Below are 21,019 nucleotides of genomic sequence, written 5' to 3' on the forward strand. Positions count from 1 at the left end.
AGCGGCCTGCAGCCATTGGCGTTGGATGCAGCCGTCAAACACTGGAAATAACAGGGCATGTACCACCGACGGACCAACCGGCTGCTCTCGCTGTTGTCGGACAATGATTACGAGCGGCTGCGGCCGCATTTGTCGCAGGTCATTCTCGAATACAGAAAAAGCCTCTACGAGGCTTCACGCCCGATCGAACATGTCTACTTCCCCGTCGACGGCGTCGCGTCGCTGGTGATCACGACGGCTGAGGGCGCGAGCGCCGAGGTCGGCACCATCGGCAGCGAGGGAATGGTGGGACTGCCGATTTGCTTCGGCGACCGCGACGCGCCGTCCGCGGTCTATGTGCAGGTACCGGGAACAGCCCTGGTGATGGACTCTCGCGCGTTCCGCGGCGAACTCGAGCGCAGCCCGAGTCTGAACCTGATGATGCTGCGCTACGCCCATGCCTTCTTCAACCAGGTCGCGCAATCGGCCGCCTGCGCCCATCTGCACCGGGTCGAACAACGCTGTTGCCGCTGGCTGTTGATGACACGCGACCGGATGCCCGAGGGCGACTTCCTGCTCACCCATGAATTCCTCGGCATGATGCTGGGCGTGCGGCGAACCACGGTCACCGACGTGATGGGTAACCTGCAGAAAGCGGGGCTGGTCCGCTATCGGCGCGGCCATGTCACCATCCTCGATGTCGAGGCACTGCGGCTGCGCGCCTGCGAATGCTACGACATATCGCGGCTGGAGTTCGATCGCCTGCTCGGCGATACGCCGCTCGCGCCGCGGACCGACAAGAAGCATCGGCTGGTCACCGAAGTCGGTTAAAAAGACGCCGCGCCCTCACCTGTGTCGGATTTCGGACCCTTGAATTCCATCGGTGGAAGGCGCCGAGGCAAGCCATTGCGATTAAAGGCCGGCCCGGAATGTACGCTATGACGGCTACCGGACCGACACCCCCCTTCGCGGTCCCTATAAACAAGCTTTCCGCGGATCGCCCTCTCGGAGCGTCCTTTCACCTCCTGCGGTAAATCGGCCCGACCGACCGGGCAGGATATCGCAGTGGCATTGACACAGGTTGCAAACGCCGGTCTTCCCTTGGACAATAAACTGCTGGCCTCCCTTCCCCGCGATCATTTCGATCGGCTGCTGCCGCATCTCGTGACGCTCTCCCTGCCGCAGGGAGACGTGCTGACCGAAGCCGGCGACGAGGTCGATCAGGTCTACTTCCCGCATTACGGCATGCTCTCGCTGCTCGCGGTGCTGCGCGACGGCAAGGCGATCGAGACCGCGACCGTCGGCCGCGAAGGCGTGGTCGGCGCGATGGCCGGCCTTGGTCTCTACAAGTCGCTGGTCCGCGTCGTCGTGCAGATGCCGATGGCCTGCAGCCGTATCGCCGCCACGCATTTCCGCACCGTGGCCGCCACCAGCGATCCCGTTCGCAATCTCGCCATCCGCTACAACGAGGTGCTGCTGTCGCAGGCGCGGGTGACGGCCGCCTGCAACGCGCTGCACTCGATCGAGGCGCGGTTCTGCCGCTGGCTGTTACAAAGCGCGGACCGGGCCGCCAGCGACACCGTTGCCTTGACGCAGGAATTCCTTGCCGAAATGCTGGGAGTGCGGCGCACCTCGGTGACCGAGGTCGCCAGCAAGATCCAGGGCGCCGGCGTCATCACCTATTCACGTGGGGTGATCAGGATCCTCGACCGGGCGACGCTGCTGCGGATGTCGTGCGAGTGCTACGAAACGCTGGTGGACCAGTCGGTCGCGCTTTCCTGACGCGCCGCGCACGGCCCAGATAGCCTGGCACTCAGCGGGTTTCCGTCTTGGTCTGCGCGCTGCCGGTTTTCGTCTTCGGCTTTGCCGGCGCCACCGTTTTGGGCGCATCGCTGCGCACATTGCCCCACGGATCGGTAGAGGTTTTGGCGTCCGGAATTTTCCTCAGGGATTCCTTGTAGGCCTTGTCACGCGCCTCCTGGGCTTCCTTCTCCTCCGGCGTCACGGTTTTGTCCGCGGGGAGTAAATTGATGTTGGGCATCTGGGCGTAAGCCGGCCCGGCCAGCACCGCGAACACCGCCGCTATGCGGAAAACCCTCATGGAATGCTCCCTGCATTTTCTCATGTCATATATCACCGCGCGGAACGCCACACCAAGTACCGCGGCCCAAGCGCTAAAAATGGTCCGACTTGCAGGATTTCGGGGCCATCCAGTCGTCCCAGATCGGACCGCATTTGGTGCAGCCACTGAGCGCGAGTCCGACCGCTACGACGCCCAAAATCAGTGCCCATCGCCTGAACATGGTCCACCTGCTCCCCAAGTCCCCAGCATACGGCCGCAAGCTGGGCATTTTCAAGCCATGCCGCGCCACTGTTCCCTTCCGCCAGATGCCCTCTACAATACCGTCCAAACCGGGCGAGGAACCGCATGCAGAGCGAACAACCGACAGCAGAATTCGACATCGAGGAAGCCCGCCGCGTGCTCGCCGAGGTGTTCGCACCCTGGGTGCAGGACCTCAAGCTCTCGATCAGCGGCATCGAATGCGCCCCGCCGGAGGGGGCTGATGCCGACTGGCAGCCAGGGGCGATCCTGCGCATGCCGTTTTCGGAACGCCTGTGCCGCAATGGCGGCATCGTCTGTGGCCAGGCGCTGATGGCGTTCGCCGACACCGCGATGGTGATCGCCAATCTCGTGGCCAACCGCGGCTACCGGCCGATGACGACCGTCGATCAGACCACGCATTTCATGCGCGCGGCGACGCGATCCGATGTCGTGGCGGATGCGCGGGTGGTTCGGCTCGGACGCACCATGAGCTTCGGCCGCGTCACCCTGTCGAGCGCCGGCGACAACAAGCCGGTGGCGATGGTCTCCAGCGCGTTTGCGATGCTGTAGAGCGTTTTCGAGCGAAGTGCCCACCGGTTCGCGTGAAGAAAACGCGTCAAAACAAGAATCTAGAGCCCCGTTTCGATTCCATCGAAACGGAAAGGGCTTTAGGCGCATCCCAAAGCGGCGCGCCGGCATTTATCGTAAACCAATCCTAAACTTGTATGCATCGTGGGAACGATGCGGATTTATCAGCCCGCAAGTCCGGTGTGCCAAAGTCCGGCAGGACAACGACTGCGGACCACGGCGATGAACGCGCAGACGAGCGAGAGAAGGGCAGCCCCGCGGCACAGGGTGCTCAAACACGGCATGCTCGCCTTCGGCGGCGGCGGCGGCGTCGATTGCACCGTACGAAACATTTCGGCCAACGGCGCGCGGGTCGATATCGTCAGCCCGATCGGCCTGCCGCAGGCTTTCACACTGGTGATCGAGACCGATCAGTTCCTGCGCCGCTGTCACGCGGTCTGGAACGACGCACAGCGGGTCGGTGTCGTGTTCGATTGATCGGCTGGAACGGGAGCCGTCTCAGCCCTGCCCGTCCCCGATGCCGTACTCGTCATAGATGGTCAGCGGATCGCGGTCGGGAAACAGCCTGCACTTGGCCTGGGCGAGGTGCAGTTTGACGGTTTCGGGCGCGGAACCCGCGGCCAACAGCTTGCGGATTTCCTCCATATGGGTGCGCGGCTGGTGTTTCGACGGCAGTTGCTCCAGCGCGACCAGCGCGGTCGCCAGCGCTTCCGTGATCACCCATCCGTCGTGGCCCGTGACTCCCTTTCTCGGCATCGGACCATCCTCCCGTGCTGCGTGTCCTCACTGCGACGCAGGCAATCAGCTTACCCGGAACAGCCTGACGCGCAACGTGGCAGTCACCCTCCGACAAGGTGAGGCAATTCACGATTGATTGCGCCGGGAGATGCATCGGCAGCCCCTAGACGCCGGCTCTGCGCAATTTGACGCGTCGCCGCCAGCGCCACGCCGCGACCGCGATCAGCACGATTGCAATCGCAACCGAGAGCGCCCCGCTCCAGAACCTGCCGCCGGGCCGGTCGATGGTGCGCGACCACAGCGATGGCGCTTCGCCCGGCCGCGCCAGCCGAAACGCCACCACGCTGTCGCCGATCGTGGCACCCGATTCGGAATGGCCGCCGGCGGCGATCAGGACATATTGTTCGCCCTTCCACAGATAGGTCATGGGATTGGCGATGCCGGGCACCGGCAGCCGGCCCTGCCACAACTCCTCGCCGGATTTGGCGTCGAAGGCGCGCAGATACGCGTCCATGGCGCCAGTGAAAACCAGGCCGCCCGCCGTGACCGCCACGCCATTGACCAGCGGCGTGCCCCATTGGAATGCCAGGCCGAGCGGCGCGCGATCTTCCGTGGTGCCGACGCTGGAGCGCCACAGAATCTTGCCCGCCTTCAGATCGACGGCGACCATCGCGCCCCACGGCGGCTTGTTGCACAAAAGGCCCAGTCCCGAGAGAGCGACGACGCGCGACAGCGCAAAGGGCGCGCCGCGCTGCGGTCCGAAATCGGAACCCGGCGGTGGCTTGAAACCTTCCGCTTCCGCTCTCGGAATCAATTTGATGATGTGGATCGCGTAGGAAGTGTTGGCGTAGAGGATCTGGTTGACCGGATCGAACGCCGCACCGCCCCAGTTCACGCCGCCGCCGGTCATCGGAAATACGACTGTGCCCTGTGTCGATGGCGGCGTGAAAAGGCCCTCGTTGCGCAAGCCGCCGAGCTTCTCCTCGCAGGACGGACGGCCGAAGCTGGGAAACGGCTCGGACACGTCGGCCATCGAAAATTGTTGCGGCATCAAGGCCGGCACATGGGTGGGAAACGGCTGCGTCGGCGACAGCGTTTCACCTTCCGCGCCGCCTTGCGGCACGGCGCGTTCCTCGACCGGCCATACCGGCTTGCCGGTGTCGCGGTCGAGCACGAACACAAACCCGTGCTTGGTCGGCTGGATCACGACGTCGCGCATGCCCTCCCCGGTATCGATCCGCGCCAAAGTCGGCTGCGCCGGCAGGTCATAATCCCAGACGTCGTGGTGCACGGTCTGGAACGACCACACCAGTTCGCCGGTCTCGGTGCGCAGCGCCACGACCGAATTGGCATGCTCGTTGTTGCCGGGCCGCTTGCCGCCGAAGAAATCCGGGCTTGGCGAGGTCGTCGGCAGGAACACCAGGCCGCGTTCTTCATCCGTGGACATCGGCGCCCAGACATTGGCGTGGCCCGCGCTGATGCCACCGTGAATCAGCGGATCGAAGCTCCAGCGTGCCGCACCGGTTCGCGCATCGAACGCGCGCACGGTGCCGGGCGGCGCGTCGACCCGCACATTGTCCGCGATCGAGGAGCCGACCACGACCACGCCGCGGCTCACCACCGGCGCGGAGGTGATCTGGAATTCGCCCGGCCACAGCAGCGGCTTGCCGATCTCGATTTTCACCTCGCCGTTGGAACCGAAATCAGCGCAGGGAACGCCGGACTTCGCATCGAGCGCGATCACGCGGTAGTCGTTGGTGCCCATGAAAATACGCGAGCGACAGGCCGCGCCTTCGGCCGCCCGATCATCGACCCAATAGGCGACGCCGCGGCAGTTGTAGCGGTTTGCCGGACGCTGGGCGGTACTGATTTTGGGATCGTAACGCCACTTCTGCTCGCCGTTGGCCGGATCCAGCGCGATCACTTCATTAAAGGGCGTGCAGAAGATCAGGCTGTCTTCGACCAACAATGGGGTTGCTTCGAATTTCGTGCGCGCCATCAGCGCAGGCGCCCGGGCTTCGAGATCGCCGGTATGGAACTGCCACGCCCGTACCAGATTGCCGACATTGACCGGCGTGAGCTGCGCCAATGGCGAGAATCGCTGTCCGCCGCTATCGCCGCCCCAATAATCCCAGGCGCATGCCGGTGGAGCGGCCAGCAGCAGGAGCGCGAGCAATAACCCGGACATTCCAGCGACATGGGCGAGCGCGAATGTGAAAGACCTGTGACGCTTTCCAGCGCCGAGGGCGCGATATAGGATGGCCGGCATTGTCTCACTGGCCCCCGTGTTTGTCGTCATGAGGAAGTCCCCGTGATCAAGTCCCTCATCCAACTTGGTGCCCGAACCTCTGTCCAGCCGGCGCGGGACGGATGGTTTGGCCGGTGTGACGAGCCGCACGCCGTCATGACAAGCGGCGGAATTTCGTGGACCGGCGGAATAGATGCGCAGATCTCGATTCGCACGGTCTATGTCGTCGTTGTAGCGCTGATCGCGGCATCCTGCATCGTCGGGGCACTCTCGACCGCGCATGACATCGCCTGGCGTCTGGGAGCACGGGGCAATCTCTGGGAGCCGGCGCTCTGGTACGGCACCAGCGGTATCGTGACGGTGGCATTGTTGCCGCTGGTCCGGCGCAACGCGATGCTGGTCAGAGCCGGCGGCAACCGGCCACTGCTGATGGGAACTGCCGTCATCGCGCTGGCATTGGCCTATTCCACACTGCACATCATCGGCATGGGCCTGTTGCGCGAACTCGCCTACGGGCTGGCCGGCTGGAGTTACACCTTTCCGTGGTCTCAGCAATTTGTCTACGAATTGCGGAAGGACCTGTTCAGCTTCCTCGCATTGGCCGCCATCTTCTGGCTCGCAGAGCGGCCGGCCCGCGCCGCGCCGGTGTTATCAGCCGAAGCCGAGCCGAGGGGTGCAGGCGGCAGGCCGGCCCGGCGGGAAGTGTGGCTGCGCGACGGCCGTGCCAGCCTGCTGATCGATGCAAGCGAAATCGTCTCCGTGAGTTCGGCCGGCAATTATGTCGAATACGAATTGACAGGGCTGCGCAGGCACCTGATCCGCACGACGCTGCAGGCCGAGGAAGCGCGGCTTGCGCCGTTCGGCATCGTGCGCGTGCACCGCTCGCGGCTGATCAACCTGAAACGGATCGTCGCATTGCAGCGGCGGCCGTCCGGCGACTTCGCGGTCCGCCTCGATACCGGCGAAACCGTTCCAGGCAGCCGTCGCTTCAGGGCCGTCGTGGCAGGGATGGCCGACTGACCCGGTGAGCGACCGAGACTTGCCTCAGTATCCGCCCCTCGACCTGCCGCCGCCGCCATAGCCGCCTCCGCCTCCATAGCCACCGATACCTATGCCGATCGACGGCCCTGGCGATGGTTCGTAATAGCCGCGCGGCGGCGGACCGCCGTAGATCACGGCATCGTCGTCTCCCGCGCGCGACCGTCGCGGCGGCTTGGCGCTGGCGCGCTTGGGCGCATCCGGTTCGGCTTTCTTCTTCGGCAGATCGGCCTTCTTGAGCGGCTCCGGCGGCGCACTGCAAGGACAAGTCGGCGCGACCAGCGAGGCAGCGGTCGGCTGACTGGACCCGGCCCCCGGGCTTGGCGCAGCCGCGGCGGTTGGCGCGCCGCCGACCACGGCAGCCACGGCCGCAACGGTGTTCGGGCGATTGCGCAGGCGCTCTTCCAGCTTGCGGGCGGTCGCGGTCAGATCGCTGTCGGGATATTCCGCAAGAAATGCGCGATAGCCGGCAGCCGTATTGGTGATGACGGCAATGTTCCACGCCGCCATCCGGCGATGGCGATCGAGCCATTCCCGCGCCTGCGGCCCGAACGGCGGTTGCGCGTATAATGCAACGAACGCCTCGTAGGCCTCCTCGGTGCCGTCGGCGACGATCATCTCATTGGCCACCTCGACCGGCTTGCCCTGCAGTTCGTGGCGCCACTCTTCGACCGTGCGCCTGGAATCGACCTGCTTCGGCGCGGCGGGACCGGTCCCCGGCGTGAATCTGAAATCCTCGGTCAGCGAGGAGCTGTCCCAAGGGGTCTGCCGTCCCTCGGTCACCTTGTTCACCGAAACACGGACGCGTTTGAAGGTATCCTCGATCGGAAGCCCGGGCTCCTTGGCCGCGGCGAGCAATGCGACCGCATAGGGGCTGTCGGCGCCGTCGCCATCCTCCGCCACCGCGCCCGGTGACGTCGAAAACGAGACGAAGGTGCCGGGGACGCCGGTCCTGGCGTCAACGATCGCGAGCCCATGGCCGGCGGTCTTTTCGATCTCGGCGAACGGGTCGTTGCGGCAGGCGTCGAGCAGCACGATGCGCATCTTGCTCGGCACCGATGTCAGCGTATTCAGCAGGTCGTTGAGGCGGACGCCCTGCAGTGGGATGTCGGCTTCCCGCTTCGGGTCGACGTCGACAGGCAACAGAAAATTCTCGCCATCGATCTGCAGGCCATGGCCGGCATAAAACACCAGGGCGACGGTGTCGGGTCCTTTGGCCGCCAGCTGGGCTGCGAAATCGCCGACCGCCTCCCGGATCTGGTTCTGGGTAAGATTGGTCGCGGTCATGACCTCGAAACCGGAGTCGGTCAGTAATTTCGCCACCAGTCTGGCGTCGTTGGCCGGATTAGGCAGCGCCGGGACGGACCGATAGGCCGATTGCCCGATCACCAGTGCAACGCGATTCTCGGCCAGCGCAGCCTTGGTTCCCAAAGGGATCGTCGAGAGGATCGCCGTGGCGATGATCGCATTGCGAAGCAAATGACGAAACATAGACCGACCTCCCGACATTGCCACCCGTAGATAGGTCGCTTGATCGGCGCAGCGGTTCAAGCCGCGTCGTCGGTTAATTCTTGGGCTTTTCCTTCGACTTGTTCGCGGGGTCCGCGGGCCGCGCGACGCCCCATGGATCATACTTTTCCTTGGGCTCCGGGATCCGCTCGAGCGCGGCCTTGTAGGCCTTGTCGTCGACTTGCGGCTTCTTCGTTTCCGTCTTGCTGTCGTCGCCCTTGTGCCGCTTGCCGCCCATCTGGGCGTGCGCGGGCATTGCGATCAACGCCAGCAACACCGCTGCAACCGTGAACGTCTTCATCGCCTCGGTCTCCCTGTGAGGATGGCAGAGCCTACTCTCAGGCTCGATCATGGCAACAAGGGGTTTGGCATATTTCCGAAGATTGCCGGGGCCGTGACCGGGCTTCAGCATTTGTTGATGGCCGGGGGCGTGCGGATTGACCGCCGCTGTGCGTAGTCTTAACCCGGCGCGGGGTGAAGGGCGGATGCGGCGAAGGATCGTTCAGGCGGCATTGATGGCAGGCGCAGCGCTGATGCTGGCGGGCTGCGGCTTCGCCGACAGCCGCTCGCCGGTGCCGGCATTCATGCGTGGCAAACCGCTCGACCCGCCGCCGCCCGAAGCGCCGCCCGACGTCAGGCAGATGCTCCGCAACAACCTGGAATCGGTGTTCGTCGCCACCTCCTATCCGCGCCGGGTACGGGTCTCTCCGCCGCACCATGTGCTCAACGGCCTGGGCTGGATGGCCTGCGTCAGGGCCGAACTGACTTCGGCCACCGGCAGGCCGCTCGGCACCCAAACCTACCGCATCACGATCAGCGGGGGCGTCATCCTCGACCGGCTCCGCGTCGAGGACGATGACACCTGCGCTTCCGAAAGCTACGAGCCGATCTAGCGCCGTCCAAACGGTAAACGCCGGGTTAACATTACCGCTCGAATTCAACGCCCCCGCCAACCTTATTTTCCAATCTTTGCGCTAGGCTTTCCCGACGACGCGGTGGAAACGGCGGCGCTGCGAGGCACCGCCGGTTCTCCGCGAACGGGGAAAACGGGGACGTGGTCGAGATTGCTGACATAACCGCGGTCCGTCGCGCATCGACGAAGGATGTCGCAACGCGCAAGCAGACGGCAGCGACTTCGCCTGCTGTCGAAGCATACACACCGCTTGCAGCCGTGGCCGTCAGCCAATGGCGCGCGCTGGCCGAGCGCGCGGTCGAGCCGAACGGCTACCATTTGCCGGACTGGGCGCTTGCGGTGAACGCCTCGGGGCGCGGCCGCACCGGCGTGTCCGCGCTGATCGCGACGGGCGATGCCGCGCCGGACGGCGCGCTGATCGGCCTGATGCCGATGGTCACGCTGGCGCGCGCCTATAAAATTCCCCTGCCGGCGCTGGTCAGCGCGCAACCCTATGGCACGCTTTGTACGCCTCTGCTCGATCGCGCGATGGCGCGCGACGCAGCAGTGGGCTTGCTGCGAGCGGCGCGTAAAGCCGGCGCGCATGCGCTGGTGCTGCGCGACGTGCCGCTCGACGGCGCCGCCATGCAAGCCGTCGGCGAAGCGCTGCGGCAAGAGGGCTTGCGTCCGCGCGTGCTGCATTCCCGACTGCGCGCCGCGCTCGACGCCACGCGCGACGCCGACCGATTGCTGCGCGACGCGCTGGGCAACAAGAAGCTGAAGGAATTGCGGCGCCAGCGGCATCGGCTCGCCGACCACGGCGCCGTCCGCTTCGACGTCGCGCGCAGCCGCGTGGACGTCGCGGCCGCGCTCGAAACCTTCCTGCGGCTTGAGGCCAGCGGCTGGAAAGGTCGGCGCGGCACCGCGCTGATCCAGCACGATGGCGATGCCGCCTTCATCCGGCGCGCCGCGCCCGCGCTCGCCGAGCGCGGCCAATGCGAGATCGTGAGCCTGCGGGCCGGCACCACGCCGGTCGCCGCCGGCATCGTGCTGCGGCACCAGGACCGCGCCTTCTTCTTCAAGCTCGGCATCGACGAACGTTTTGCGAAATTCTCGCCCGGCGTGCAGCTGACGCTCGACCTGACCCGGCATCTCTGCGCCGATCCGGCCATTGCCGTGGCCGATTCCACCGCGAGCGCGGATCATCCGATGATCAATCCGATCTGGCGCGGGCGCTTTGCGATCGGCGACGTGCTGATTCCGCTGCGAAAGAACGACCCCGTCGTGCCGCTGATCCATGCGGCGCTGCGCTTGCGCATGTGGGGCCGTGACGCCGCGCGGCGTGCGTTGCGGGTGATCCGGTAAAAATCTCAACCCTGGTCGGCGTCCGGGATTTCCGCGAGCTTCGCCAGGTGCCGCAGCAAACCTGTCTTCAACGGCTTATTGCCGTGAATTGGAATTGAAAGCCGCACAACGCTTCCACTCTTACCATAGATATGATGGCTACCGTTGATGCGAAGCAGGGTCCAGCCACGACGCTCGACGATTCGAGCGAAGTCGCGACCGGATATCGGCCTCACGCAGGCAATTCCAGCATCCGTTCGCTGCCGCCCGGCTCGGGCTGGGCAACTTCAACGGAGAGACAGCCTTCGATCGCTTCGCGAAGATTTTGCATCAGCTCGTCCATGCTGTCGCCCTGACTGGCGCAGCCCGGAATAGCAGGGACTTCGGCCCAGAACCCCCCCTCCTCCGCCTCATGCACTACGATCTTGATCTTCATTTTCCCAATCTCCGCGTGGATTGTTGCGCCTATGGCGGGCCAATTCAAGCCGCATCCTACTCTGCCGCCTGCGCGTTGACTTCCGCCGAGACCTGACGGATGGCGCGGGCGAGTTGTTCGGCGGGCTGCGCGCCGGAGACCGCATATTTCTGCGCAAATACAAAAGTCGGCACGCCGGAGATGCCCTTGTCGGAGGCTTCCTGCGCCTGCGCCGAGATCGATGCTACGTCCTCGTCGGTGGCAAGACGCCGGCGCACGTCATCGGCATCGAGCCCGACATCGGCCGCCGCCTGCACCAGCACGTCGGTGTCGGTGAGATCGCCGCCGTCGCGGAAATACAATTCCATCAGCCGCTGCTTCATCTCGGCCGATTTGCCGTGGGCTTCGGCCCAGTGAATCAGCCGATGGGAGTCGATCGTATTGGGCTGGCGGCGGACCAGATCGGGCCGGTAGGTGAGGCCCGCTTCGTTGGCGGCCTCGACCACGCGCCCGGCGATACCCTTATAGGCCTCGGGCGAGCCGAACTTCGCCGTGAGATATTCGTCGCGGCTGATGCCCTCGCGCGGCACCCACGAATTGAGAAAGAACGGCCGCCAGTGGATCTCGACCGGCACATCCGGCGTCAGCGCCAATGCATTCTCGATGCGGCGCTTGCCGATATAGCACCAGGGGCAGACGACGTCGGAGACGATATCGATCTGAAGCGGTTTTAGGGTGTTCATGAGTACGCCTCCTCGCTGCGACGGTGCAAACGAAAATAGGCCGAATGGCCTGCGAAACAAGTGGGCAGGCCGCATGTCTCGCCCGCGATATAGCCTCCGGGGCGAGCCTATCTGTCTTCCGTGAGTTCGATTTCTGCCATAGCGCGCAACGCGGGCAAAAACTCGTGCACGGTGCCCCATACAAGGCGATGGGCGACCTCCTCGTAATCGTGCCGGTAAGTGTTGCCGGAGCCGGAAACCTGGCGCCATGGAATGTCGGGATGGCGCGCCTTCAATTCAGGCGACAGGCGACAGGCGGCGCGAAGCTTCCGAGATGATCTCGAGGCAACGCGTAATCGCGTAAAACGTCCGCATATCCTCCAGGAAGCGCTGGTAGTCGAACCCCTCGGCAAACGAATTTGCAAGGTCGATATTGAAGAGAATATCCGACAGGCTGTCGCGTTCGGTTTCAGAAAGCATAGATCGCGTCGGCAGCAGCTTTGGGTCGGAGACGCGGCTTCAGACTTTCGCGGCTGACCACGTCGACCGGACGATCGAACATGTCGGCGATAAAATCCTTTACGCCGGCATAGTCGAAAATCGTCACGACGATTGCGGGATCGAGATCAACCAGGATGTCGATATCGCTGTCAGGGCGGTCATCCCCACGCGCGACGGAGCCGAACAGCGCGGCATGGGCGACGCCCTGCGCCCGCAAATCGGCCTCGCGCTCTTTCAATTTCTGTATGATCTGGTCGCGTGTCATGCGCCACATTGTAAGGCAGGGAACGTTAAAAAACACGTCCTCTTTTGCACGTCACTTATGGATCGACGGGATTGACGGCCCTATCCGGCTAGCGCGGCGCCATCGCCCGCATCCGCTCCGCGGTCAAATCGTCGGCAGGAAAGAACGTCTCCAGCGCCAGCTCCGACAGCGTGATGTCGACCGGCGTGCCGAAGATCATGGTGGTCGACATGAAGCTCAAGACCTCGCCGCCGAACCGCATCTTGAAGGGGATCACGACATTGTCCGATGACAAGGGCGCCGAGCGCGCCGGGATCGGATAGGCCTTCAGATCGGCATAGAGCTTTATGAGCTCGGGATCGGCGGTGGCCTCGCATTGGCGGTGCAGCCGCTCCAGCAGATGGCTGCACCATTCGGCGAGGTTGACGGTGCGCGCCGCCAGCGCTTCCGGATGAAAGGCAAGGCGCAGGATGTTGAAGGGCTGGCCGAGCAACCGCTCCGGGATGCCCTCGAGCAATGGCGCGACCATGCGATTGGCCGAGACCAGGTTCCAGTGCCGGTCGTAGGCCAACGCCGGATTGGGCTCATGCGCCCGCAGCACCAGATCGATCGCCGCGCGCGCCGATTTCAGCGCGGGATCGTCGAGCGGGCGCTGCGGAAACGCCGGCGCAAATCCCGTCGCCACCAGCAGTACGTTGCGCTCGCGCAAGGGCACGTCGAGCCGTTCCGCCAGCCTCAAGACCATGTCGCGCGATGGCGTCGCGCGGCCGGTTTCCACGAAACTCAGGTGACGCGCGGAGATTTCGGCATCGCCGGCGAGATCGAGCTGGCTGAGATGGCGGCGCTGCCGCCATTGCCGCAGATGATCGCCGACATGGGCAGGTTTGATGCGATCGGCGCGCGCCGTGGCGATCTGTGGGTTCATGGGGAAAACCTAGCATGCGGATTTCACCCGTTCCATTACGTCGGAGGTAATCGATTTGCTTTCGGGAGGCGACCATCCTCGCGGCCGTCCATCTAGCAAACGACGGAGAAACACCATGATCCAGCCCTCCCTGTTCCTGCGCCGCGCCTTCCTTGCCGACGCCAGCGCCAGCGGCGCGATGGCCGTATTGTTGACGCTTGGCGCCGGGCCGCTTGCCTCCCTGCTTGATTTACCCGAGACGCTGCTGCGCGGGACCGGACTGTTTCTGATCGCCTATACCGTGCTGGTCGGCTGGCTCGCCACGCGACAATCGATGCCGAAGCTGTTGGTGATCATCGTGATCGCCGGCAACGCGGCCTGGACGGTTGTCAGCATCGGGCTGTTGTTCTCCGACGCGCTGACACCGAACCTGCTTGGCCAGGTCTTCATCGCGGCGCAAGCGCTCGTACCCGGCGTCCTCGCTGAGCTGCAATATATCGGGTTGCGCCGGAGCGGCGGCGTAGTCGCTGCCTAAAATCGTCGTTGCGAGCGCGAGCGAAGCAATTCAGACTCAGTGTCCCGTGCTATGGATTGCTTGGTCGCGTTGCTCCCTTGCGCAAACGCTTCGCATTTGTCGCAGGCAACGGCGAGAACTAACGAGAACTACGGAGACTCGCGTGACCACGGTGAGCGGCACGGAGGGATACGCCGACGAGGCCGAGGAGCTTTTCAGGCTCTACGAGAGCATCCCGGCCGCCGATGCGCACCGGGCGGTGCTGCATTTGATCCCACAAGCGCCCGGCTGGGTGCTGGATATCGGTTCCGGAACCGGGCGCGATGCGGCGTGGTTCGCTGCCCAAGGCCATCGCGTGGTCGCGGTCGAGCCGACCGACGCCATGCGCATCCCCGCGATGGCGCTGCACCCGCAGCCGCAAATCGAATGGCTCGACGACAGCTTGCCCGATCTCACCGTGCTGCGCCGACGCAGCGAGACCTTCGACCTGGTGATGCTGACCGCGGTCTGGATGCACCTCGACGAAACGCAGCGGCGGCGGGCGATGCCAAGTCTCGCCGCGCTACTGCGGCCGGGCGGCACGCTGATCATGAAGATCCGGCACGGGCCGGTGCCTGTGGGACGTCGGATGTTCGACATCCCGGCGGAGGAGACGATCGAACTGGCCCGGATGCAGGACCTGCATGCGGTTTTGAACGGTCGCACCGAATCCAGCCAGGAACGCAACCGCCTCGCCGGCGTCATCTGGACCAACCTGGCGTTTGTGAGAGCGGGCAGTTGAATCCACATTCGTCATGGCCGGGCTTGTCCCGGCCATCCACGTCTTTTTTCTTGTTGCCCGGCTAAGAAAGACGTGGAAGCCCTGGACAACTGGCGCGAAGACGCGCTTCGCGGTTTTGCCCAGGCATGACGACTCTACCGTCAAGGGGCCCTAGGCCGAGGCCTGGTTTTCCTGGTCCTGCCTGCCCTCCGGCTTGGCAAATATCCGAGATTTCGCGGCGGCCATTTTGTGGGCGTTGGATTTTCCGCCATGACCGTTCAACAGCTTGCCGTTCGCTTTCGAACCGTTCAGCTTTACGTTCTGCTTCCTGGCCTTCGCCTGCTTCTCGGCTTGCTTCAAAGCCTTTCTTTCGGCCTTTCTCTCTTCCCTAGCTTTGGCGCGCAGCCGCTCGGCCCGCGCCTCGGCGCGCTTTTTCTTGCGCTTTTTCTCGCAAGCCGCGCATTTGCAGCCGATCGGCTTGAGGTAGGCCTTGAAGTAATCGGTGCCGTAGTCGTAATTGATCTCCTCGCCCGGCTCGATGTTCTTGACGGCGCGGATCACCACCTTGCGCTTGCGCGGCATCACGTCGGATTCGGCGTTGGGCCGGCAGGAATGATTGATGTAACGGGCGATGTTCTTGCGCACCGAGCCGTCGATGGTCCAGCGGCCGTTGAGCTCGAACAGATATTTGTTCTCGATCGCGTCGTCCTTCTTCTTCCTGGAATCCAGCAGCGGACCAAAATAGCGGACGATCTTGGCGCCCTTCTTGATCGGCTTGGTGGCGAAGAGGCCGAGCCCGGTACGGGAACGGCCGACGCGATAGGGTTTTTTCGACGAAATGGCAGGCATGATCGATGAAGCTACTGCACGCTGGCGAGACAGGGACGATGAGGCCGCTGTTCTAAAACGATTCCGGACCAATGTCAGGCTTTTCACGCTCATTGGCTGAACCTTCCCCAGATTGCGGGCGTCGAAGCTGGTGCTTCGCACCGAGGATAGCGGGATGAAACGCGTTCCCAATTTGCATCTCACACTGGGATTTGCCATTGCGGCGCTATTGTGCGGGGCCATTCCGCCGGCCAGCGCCCAAACAATTGGCAGCACGTATAGTTCCACCGCAGCAAAGGACTGCCATGTCATCGGCAAGCCCGGCGAACTCGATGGCAGCACCACGCGCCTCTGCCCCGGCAAGGCCGGCCTTGTGGTGCTGGTGAGCGAGGACGATCTGCGCGAAACCGTCTCGGTCGGCCGCAATCGCACGGCTGCCGCGAAGCAGCCGGCCGCACAGACCTGGTTCGGCCCATTCAACTCGACCACGGCGACGGTCGAATGGCGCGAGGCCAATGGCGAGCCGTTTGCGATCATCCAGCGCTGGCACCTCGCCGACAACGCCGATGAGGACAGGAATGGCCGGCCGATCGCAAAACCGATGCTGGTGGTGACGCGGTTGCCGCCCGGTCCGGTGTGCCACGTGGCCTATGTCGACGTTGCGGCCAATCCGGACGCCCGCGAACTCGCCCGCAGGGCCGCCGATGAATCGGCGCGCGGCTTCAGATGCGGCAAGGACGAGGTGAAGGTGATCGGCGCAAGCGGCCGCGCGGTCGAACTGGCGACACGGCGTTGACTACATTGCCGGCGGCCGGCCGATGGTCGCCTTCAGCATGGCCTCCAGCAGGGTTTCGGCGTCGGTGTCCTTGGGCAGCCGCCGCAGGATGTCGGACAGCCGGTCATCGAGCAGCAGCATGGTGAAACCGTGGACCAGCGACCAGGCGCGCGCGATCGCGGCCCCCTGTTCCAGCGACAGCGCCTGCTCGTGGATTTTCTCCTGGCGGCTGGCGCCGATCGAGCCCGCCAATCCTGCGAACGCGGCCTCGGCCGCCTCGCGCAGCGCGGGCCGGGAATGATCGAGGCGCTCGGTGCGGAACATCAGCCCGTACATGCCGGGATGCGCCTGGGCGTAGCCGACATAGGCCCGGGCCCGGGCCAGCCCCTTTTCCGCCAGCGAATCGCCGGCGCAGACGCCAGCCTCTACCATGGCCGCATTGAATTGCCGGAAGCCGATCGCGGCAAGCTCGCTGACGAGGCCGGTGAGGTCGCCGAAATGATGCGTTGGAGCTGCATGCGACACGCCGGCCTCGCGCGCCACGGCGCGCAGCGTCAGACCCGCCAGCCCGTCGCGCTCCAGCACCCGCTCGGCCGCCTCGAGCAGCGCGTCGCGCAGCGCGCCGTGATGATACGGCGTCTCGTGCGAGCCGGCAGCCCGGGGCACGCTTCGCTTTCGCCCCGCGCGCACCGGCGCTGATTTGCCGGGCGCGCGTCGGGCGCGGGTTCGGCCGAAATTCGATTTTGTCACCATCGCTGCCTTATATGCCCCGATTTTGACACTGTAAAGATTTGGCTTGACGGACGCTATCTGTATCTTTACGATGTAAAGATAAATCATGGGAGCGACCCGATGCAACAGGATGTGGCGACCAAGCCGGCGCGGACCAATCTGGCGCCGATACCGATGGAATGCGACGCACCGTTCCTCAAGGTCGTGGGCGAATTGCCGCGCGAGCTCAACGGCACGCTCTACCGCAACGGCCCCAATCCGCAGTTCGACGCGCCGGACGCGCACTGGTTCGTCGGCGACGGCATGCTGCACGCCTTCCACCTCGAGAATGGCCGGGCCAGTTACCGCAACCGCTGGGTCCGCACCGCGAAATGGCAGGCCGAGCATGACGCTGGCCGCGCGCTGTTCGGCGGTTTCGGCCGCAAGCTGCCGGATGTGCCGGCCTCTGTCACGCAGGACAGCGGCGTCGCCAATACCAACATCATCTTTCATGCCGGCCGGCTGCTCGCGCTGGAGGAAGCGCATCTGCCAATCGAGATCGAGCCTGGCACGCTGAAAACGCGCGGCCCCTGCAATTACGGCGGCGGCATTGCCGGCCCGTTCACCGCGCATCCCAAGATCGATCCGGTCACCGGCGAGATGGTGTTCTTCGGCTACAATGCCGCCGGTCCCCTGACCCCTGCCCTTTCCTTCGGGTCCATCAACGCGTCCGGCATCGTAACGCGGTTCGAGCGCTTCGAGGCGCCCTATGCCAGCATGGTGCACGACTTCATCGTCACCGAAAATCATCTGCTGTTTCCGGTGCTGCCGATCACCGGCAGCCTGGAGCGGGCGATGCGCGGACAAGCACCCTACGCCTGGGAGCCGGAGAAAGGCGCCTATGTCGGCGTCATGAAACGCAACGGCGCCGCCAGCGACATCGTCTGGTTCCGCGCGGAAAGCTGTTACGTCTTCCACGTCATGAATGCGTGGGAGGAAGGCAGCCGCATCGTCGCCGACGTCATGCAGTTCGAGGAAGCCCCGCTGTTCAATCACCCCGACGGCTCGCCGACCGATCCTGCGAAATCGCGCGCGCGGCTGTGCCGCTGGATCTTCGATCTCGCCGGCAATACCGACCGCTTCACGCAAACCTATCTCGACGACGTCACCGGCGAATTCCCGCGCATCGACGATCGCCACGCCGGTTTTGCGAGCCAGCATGGCTGGTACGGCTGTGCCAATCCGGATGCGCCGGCCGGAACCTGGCTATCCGGCATCGTCCATGTCGACGGCGCCGGCTCGCGTCTCGGCAAATATCTGCTCCCCGCCGGCGACACCATCTCCGAGCCGGTATTCGTCGCCCGCCGCGACGATGCCGCCGAGGGCGATGGCTGGCTCCTGGCCGCGGTCTGGCGCGCGCGCGAAAACCGCAGCGATCTGGCGGTCTTCAACGCCACCGACGTCGAGGCAGGCCCGGTCGCGCTGGTGCAACTCGGGCATCGCGTGCCCGACGGCTTTCACGGCAACTGGGTCGGGGCGGCGTAACGCCGCCGCCTCCTAGTGTCATTCCGGGGCATCGCCAACGGGTCGGCGCCTCGCGCCGCCCCATTGGTGATGAACCCGGAATCTCGCTCCCGTTAGCTCCAGATTCCCCGATGCGCAATTGCGCATCTGAGGTTCGCGCTGGTGCGTGCCCCGGAATGACAGCGCCTTTGGGAGGCCGACACGCAATTGCCCGTCCGGCGCGCTTCTGGCGGAGCCGCCAATCCCCTCGGTCACTTTATGTTGACACTGTAAAGATTTGGCTTGACGGCAGCTTGGCGCGTCCCTAGCATCTTTACATTGTAAAGATAGCCCCATGAGGCTGCCATGATGATTTTCCTGATCCTTGCCCCCTACGGCGTGTTCGCCGTTCTGATGCTGCTGACTTCGGCGGTGACCAGCCTGTTTGCGGCGGCCACGCTTTGCCTGATGGTAATTGCCGCGGACGCCTGGCGCGGACGCTCGATCAAGATGCTCGGCACCGGCTCCGCGATCGTGTTCCTTGCGCTGGGCGGCTACCTCGTGCTGGTCGATTCCAGCCTGAGCGGTTCGGAAGTAAAACTAATGGTCGACGCCGGCATGCTCGCCATCGCGCTGCTGTCGATGGCGATCCGCAAGCCCTTCACGCAGCAATATGCCCTCGAATCGGTCGACGCGGAGACCGCGCAATTGCCGGAGTTTCGCAGGGCGAACTATGTCATCACCTCTGTATGGTCAGCGGCCTTCGTGCTGATGCTGCTGGCCAATGCGCTGCTGATCTATCTGCCGGGCCTGCCGCTGTGGTGCGGCCTGGCCATCGCGCTTGCCGCCCGCAACTCCGCGCTGTTGTTTACCAAATGGTATCCGGAACGCCAGCGGGCAAAGTTCGCGACCTCGGCCACAAGCACGCCATAGAGATCGTCATCGCCAACCGCCTAAGGAAATGTACCACGATGAAAGACGTCTTCGCCAAGCTCCTGACCGACTTCCTTTCGACCATCGTGTTCCTGGTCGTGTATCTCGTCACCGACAATGTGGTGCTGGCGACATCGGTCGCGATCGTGGGCGCCGTCGCGCAGGTCATCTACAGCCATATCAAGGGCCAGCCGCTCGGCTTCATGACCTATGCGTCTCTTGCGCTGGTGATCGTGCTCGGCGGCGCGACGCTTTTGACCAACGATCCCCGCTTCGTGCTGGCAAAGCCCTCGATCGCGCATTTCGCGATCGGCGCGATCATGCTCAAGCGCGGCTGGATGCTGCGCTACATGCCCCCGATCGTGGCGGAGACCATTCCGGAATATGTCACGTTCGCCGGCTACGCCTGGGCGGCGCTGATGTTCGTGCTTGGGCTCGGCACCATCGCAACGGCCTTGTCCGGCGATCTCAAGCTGTGGGCGATCTATGTCTCGGTGGTGCTGCTCGGGGCAAAGCTCGCCGCCTTCGCCGTGCAATATGTTGCGTTTCGCCTCCTCGTCACCAACCGGATCAGAGCTGCCCGCGCCGCGGCCATTTGACACGATTGGGTTTGGGCGGCGAGATGCGCTATACCGCCGACCGAGCACCCCCGGATCCCAGAACCATTTGCGGTTTTGCGACCAAACGACGCGAGGAGACACTGATGGCCGTGGACGGAAACTGGAACATCGTCATGAGCACGCCGATGGGCGAGCGCAACGCGACACTGACGGTGAAGAGCGCGGGTGGCACGTTGACGGGCACGCAGGGCGCCGAAGGCCAATCGATCGAGATCTTCGACGGCACGGTTGCCGGCGACGACGTGGCCTGGAAAGTCTCCATCACCAACCCGATGCCGCTGACGCTCGCCTTCACCGGCAAGGTTGCCGGCGACAGCATGTCCGGCGAAATGGGCATCGGCCCGATGGGCAGTTTTCCGTTCAAGGGAACGAAGGCGTAAGGTTTCGTCGTGCCGGCGAACGCGGCTTCAACATATTCGATCGTCATACGCGGGCTTGACCCGCGTATCCATCATTCTTCGGAAGAGTCTTGCGAAGCGGATGGATTGCCGGGTCAAGCCCGGCACTGACGAGGTGAAATCCCCTCACCCCAGATTCAATTCCTTGAAGAAGTCATTGCCCTTGTCGTCGATGATGATGAAGGCGGGAAAATCCTCGACCTCGATGCGCCAGATCGCTTCCATGCCGAGTTCGGGATATTCCACCACTTCCACCTTCTTGATGCAGTGTTCGGCGAGGTTTGCCGCAGCGCCCCCGATCGAGCCGAGATAGAAGCCGCCGTGCTTCTTGCAGGCTTCGCGCACGGCCGGCGCGCGATTGCCCTTGGCCAGCATCACCATCGAGCCGCCGGCCGCCTGAAACTGGTCGACAAAGGAATCCATCCGCCCCGCCGTGGTCGGACCGAACGCGCCGGAGGCATAGCCCTCTGGCGTCTTGGCCGGCCCCGCGTAATAGATCGGATGGTTCTTGAAATAATCCGGCAACGGCTCG

29 protein-coding genes are annotated in these 21,019 nt (G+C 64.3%); 14 read left to right on the forward strand and 15 right to left on the reverse strand.

Going from position 1 to position 21,019, the window contains the following annotated elements:
* Positions 1–57 precede the first annotated feature (57 nt).
* Both VK804_RS30105 and VK804_RS30110 read left to right on the forward strand, forming a co-directional pair.
* On the forward strand, positions 58–810 hold the full coding sequence (locus VK804_RS30105) for a Crp/Fnr family transcriptional regulator (protein WP_325751924.1): 753 nt from the start codon (positions 58–60) through the stop codon (positions 808–810).
* 234 nt (positions 811–1,044) lie between these two features.
* Positions 1,045–1,761: a Crp/Fnr family transcriptional regulator gene (locus VK804_RS30110; protein WP_325751925.1), complete on the forward strand. Its 717-nt coding sequence runs from the start codon at positions 1,045–1,047 to the stop codon at positions 1,759–1,761.
* 31 nt (positions 1,762–1,792) lie between these two features.
* Here the strand turns inward: VK804_RS30110 and VK804_RS30115 are convergent, their stop codons facing one another.
* A complete protein-coding gene (locus tag VK804_RS30115; RefSeq protein ID WP_325751926.1) occupies positions 1,793–2,080 on the reverse strand; it encodes a hypothetical protein in 288 nt (95 codons plus the stop codon).
* Positions 2,081–2,407: 327 nt separating this feature from the next.
* On the opposite strand from VK804_RS30115, the gene VK804_RS30120 reads away from it, so the two are divergent.
* Both VK804_RS30120 and VK804_RS30125 read left to right on the forward strand, forming a co-directional pair.
* Positions 2,408–2,872, forward strand: a complete 465-nt coding sequence (locus VK804_RS30120) for a PaaI family thioesterase (RefSeq protein ID WP_325751927.1) — start codon at positions 2,408–2,410, stop codon at positions 2,870–2,872.
* 240 nt (positions 2,873–3,112) lie between these two features.
* A complete protein-coding gene (locus VK804_RS30125) occupies positions 3,113–3,367 on the forward strand; it encodes a PilZ domain-containing protein (RefSeq protein ID WP_325751928.1) in 255 nt (84 codons plus the stop codon).
* A 21-nt stretch (positions 3,368–3,388) separates the two neighbouring features.
* Here the strand turns inward: VK804_RS30125 and VK804_RS30130 are convergent, their stop codons facing one another.
* Entirely contained in the window at positions 3,389–3,646 is a 258-nt protein-coding gene (locus tag VK804_RS30130) for a hypothetical protein (protein ID WP_325751929.1), read from the reverse strand.
* 145 nt (positions 3,647–3,791) lie between these two features.
* Entirely contained in the window at positions 3,792–5,816 is a 2,025-nt protein-coding gene (locus VK804_RS30135) for a pyrroloquinoline quinone-dependent dehydrogenase (RefSeq protein ID WP_325751930.1), read from the reverse strand.
* 216 nt (positions 5,817–6,032) lie between these two features.
* Between VK804_RS30135 and VK804_RS30140 the strand changes: the two genes are divergently transcribed.
* The gene (locus VK804_RS30140) at positions 6,033–6,896 is read left to right on the forward strand and encodes a LytTR family DNA-binding domain-containing protein (protein WP_325751931.1); all 864 of its coding nucleotides are present in this window, start codon (positions 6,033–6,035) and stop codon (positions 6,894–6,896) included.
* A 24-nt stretch (positions 6,897–6,920) separates the two neighbouring features.
* Here VK804_RS30140 and VK804_RS30145 read toward each other — a convergent pair whose 3' ends face one another.
* Together VK804_RS30145 and VK804_RS30150 are read right to left on the reverse strand one after the other, a co-directional pair.
* A complete protein-coding gene (locus tag VK804_RS30145; RefSeq protein ID WP_325751932.1) occupies positions 6,921–8,405 on the reverse strand; it encodes a caspase domain-containing protein in 1,485 nt (494 codons plus the stop codon).
* 73 nt (positions 8,406–8,478) lie between these two features.
* Positions 8,479–8,724 carry a hypothetical protein gene (locus tag VK804_RS30150; protein ID WP_325751933.1) on the reverse strand — a complete coding sequence of 82 codons (246 nt, stop codon included), beginning with the start codon at positions 8,722–8,724 and terminating at the stop codon, positions 8,479–8,481.
* 214 nt (positions 8,725–8,938) lie between these two features.
* Here VK804_RS30150 and VK804_RS30155 point away from each other — a divergent pair, with 214 nt between their 5' ends.
* Both VK804_RS30155 and VK804_RS30160 read left to right on the forward strand, forming a co-directional pair.
* Positions 8,939–9,316 (forward strand): hypothetical protein, encoded by a 378-nt coding sequence (locus VK804_RS30155; protein ID WP_414642867.1) that lies wholly within the window; start codon positions 8,939–8,941, stop codon positions 9,314–9,316.
* Positions 9,317–9,477: 161 nt separating this feature from the next.
* Positions 9,478–10,680, forward strand: coding sequence for a GNAT family N-acetyltransferase (locus VK804_RS30160; RefSeq protein ID WP_325751935.1), 1,203 nt, complete (start codon positions 9,478–9,480; stop codon positions 10,678–10,680).
* Between the two features lie 5 nt (positions 10,681–10,685).
* On the opposite strand, the gene VK804_RS30165 is transcribed toward VK804_RS30160, so the two are convergent.
* From VK804_RS30165 to VK804_RS30195, 7 genes are all read right to left on the reverse strand, one after another.
* Positions 10,686–10,895, reverse strand: a complete 210-nt coding sequence (locus tag VK804_RS30165) for a type II toxin-antitoxin system HicA family toxin (RefSeq protein WP_325751936.1) — start codon at positions 10,893–10,895, stop codon at positions 10,686–10,688.
* Positions 10,892–11,095: a type II toxin-antitoxin system HicB family antitoxin gene (locus VK804_RS30170; RefSeq protein ID WP_325751937.1), complete on the reverse strand. Its 204-nt coding sequence runs from the start codon at positions 11,093–11,095 to the stop codon at positions 10,892–10,894. The genes VK804_RS30165 and VK804_RS30170 overlap by 4 nt, the downstream gene beginning before the upstream one ends.
* A 56-nt stretch (positions 11,096–11,151) precedes the next feature.
* A complete protein-coding gene (locus tag VK804_RS30175; protein WP_325751938.1) occupies positions 11,152–11,817 on the reverse strand; it encodes a DsbA family oxidoreductase in 666 nt (221 codons plus the stop codon).
* Between the two features lie 107 nt (positions 11,818–11,924).
* Positions 11,925–12,092: a DUF86 domain-containing protein gene (locus VK804_RS30180; RefSeq protein WP_325751939.1), complete on the reverse strand. Its 168-nt coding sequence runs from the start codon at positions 12,090–12,092 to the stop codon at positions 11,925–11,927.
* A 1-nt stretch (position 12,093) separates the two neighbouring features.
* Positions 12,094–12,276: a DUF86 domain-containing protein gene (locus tag VK804_RS30185; protein ID WP_325751940.1), complete on the reverse strand. Its 183-nt coding sequence runs from the start codon at positions 12,274–12,276 to the stop codon at positions 12,094–12,096.
* Positions 12,266–12,562: a nucleotidyltransferase family protein gene (locus tag VK804_RS30190; RefSeq protein ID WP_325751941.1), complete on the reverse strand. Its 297-nt coding sequence runs from the start codon at positions 12,560–12,562 to the stop codon at positions 12,266–12,268. Before VK804_RS30190 ends, VK804_RS30185 begins: the two co-directional genes overlap by 11 nt.
* Before the next feature lie 88 nt (positions 12,563–12,650).
* Positions 12,651–13,466: a helix-turn-helix transcriptional regulator gene (locus VK804_RS30195; protein ID WP_325751942.1), complete on the reverse strand. Its 816-nt coding sequence runs from the start codon at positions 13,464–13,466 to the stop codon at positions 12,651–12,653.
* A gap of 115 nt (positions 13,467–13,581) precedes the next feature.
* Between VK804_RS30195 and VK804_RS30200 the strand changes: the two genes are divergently transcribed.
* Both VK804_RS30200 and VK804_RS30205 read left to right on the forward strand, forming a co-directional pair.
* Positions 13,582–13,980: a hypothetical protein gene (locus VK804_RS30200; RefSeq protein ID WP_325751943.1), complete on the forward strand. Its 399-nt coding sequence runs from the start codon at positions 13,582–13,584 to the stop codon at positions 13,978–13,980.
* Positions 13,981–14,122: 142 nt separating this feature from the next.
* Positions 14,123–14,740, forward strand: a complete 618-nt coding sequence (locus tag VK804_RS30205; RefSeq protein ID WP_325751944.1) for a class I SAM-dependent methyltransferase — start codon at positions 14,123–14,125, stop codon at positions 14,738–14,740.
* A 150-nt stretch (positions 14,741–14,890) separates the two neighbouring features.
* Here the strand turns inward: VK804_RS30205 and VK804_RS30210 are convergent, their stop codons facing one another.
* Positions 14,891–15,568 (reverse strand): SET domain-containing protein, encoded by a 678-nt coding sequence (locus VK804_RS30210; RefSeq protein ID WP_325751945.1) that lies wholly within the window; start codon positions 15,566–15,568, stop codon positions 14,891–14,893.
* A gap of 154 nt (positions 15,569–15,722) precedes the next feature.
* On the opposite strand from VK804_RS30210, the gene VK804_RS30215 reads away from it, so the two are divergent.
* Positions 15,723–16,343, forward strand: a complete 621-nt coding sequence (locus VK804_RS30215) for a hypothetical protein (RefSeq protein ID WP_325751946.1) — start codon at positions 15,723–15,725, stop codon at positions 16,341–16,343.
* Here VK804_RS30215 and VK804_RS30220 read toward each other — a convergent pair whose 3' ends face one another.
* A complete protein-coding gene (locus VK804_RS30220; RefSeq protein ID WP_325751947.1) occupies positions 16,344–17,075 on the reverse strand; it encodes a TetR/AcrR family transcriptional regulator in 732 nt (243 codons plus the stop codon).
* A gap of 99 nt (positions 17,076–17,174) precedes the next feature.
* Between VK804_RS30220 and VK804_RS30225 the strand changes: the two genes are divergently transcribed.
* The 4 genes from VK804_RS30225 (at position 17,175) to VK804_RS30240 (ending at position 20,469) form a co-directional block, all read left to right on the forward strand.
* The gene (locus VK804_RS30225) at positions 17,175–18,578 is read left to right on the forward strand and encodes a carotenoid oxygenase family protein (RefSeq protein WP_325751948.1); all 1,404 of its coding nucleotides are present in this window, start codon (positions 17,175–17,177) and stop codon (positions 18,576–18,578) included.
* A gap of 324 nt (positions 18,579–18,902) precedes the next feature.
* Positions 18,903–19,469 (forward strand): hypothetical protein, encoded by a 567-nt coding sequence (locus VK804_RS30230; RefSeq protein ID WP_325751949.1) that lies wholly within the window; start codon positions 18,903–18,905, stop codon positions 19,467–19,469.
* A 38-nt stretch (positions 19,470–19,507) separates the two neighbouring features.
* Complete coding sequence (locus tag VK804_RS30235; protein WP_325751950.1) at positions 19,508–20,068, forward strand: inner membrane-spanning protein YciB; 561 nt, start codon at positions 19,508–19,510, stop codon at positions 20,066–20,068.
* Between the two features lie 104 nt (positions 20,069–20,172).
* Positions 20,173–20,469, forward strand: a complete 297-nt coding sequence (locus VK804_RS30240) for a hypothetical protein (protein ID WP_325751951.1) — start codon at positions 20,173–20,175, stop codon at positions 20,467–20,469.
* A gap of 144 nt (positions 20,470–20,613) precedes the next feature.
* Here the strand turns inward: VK804_RS30240 and VK804_RS30245 are convergent.
* The coding region (locus VK804_RS30245) for a FumA C-terminus/TtdB family hydratase beta subunit (protein ID WP_325751952.1) at positions 20,614–21,019 on the reverse strand (406 nt) is incomplete at its 5' end.

The organism is Bradyrhizobium sp., assembly GCF_035484855.1.
In the GTDB taxonomy this organism is placed as follows: Bacteria; Pseudomonadota; Alphaproteobacteria; order Rhizobiales; family Xanthobacteraceae; genus Bradyrhizobium.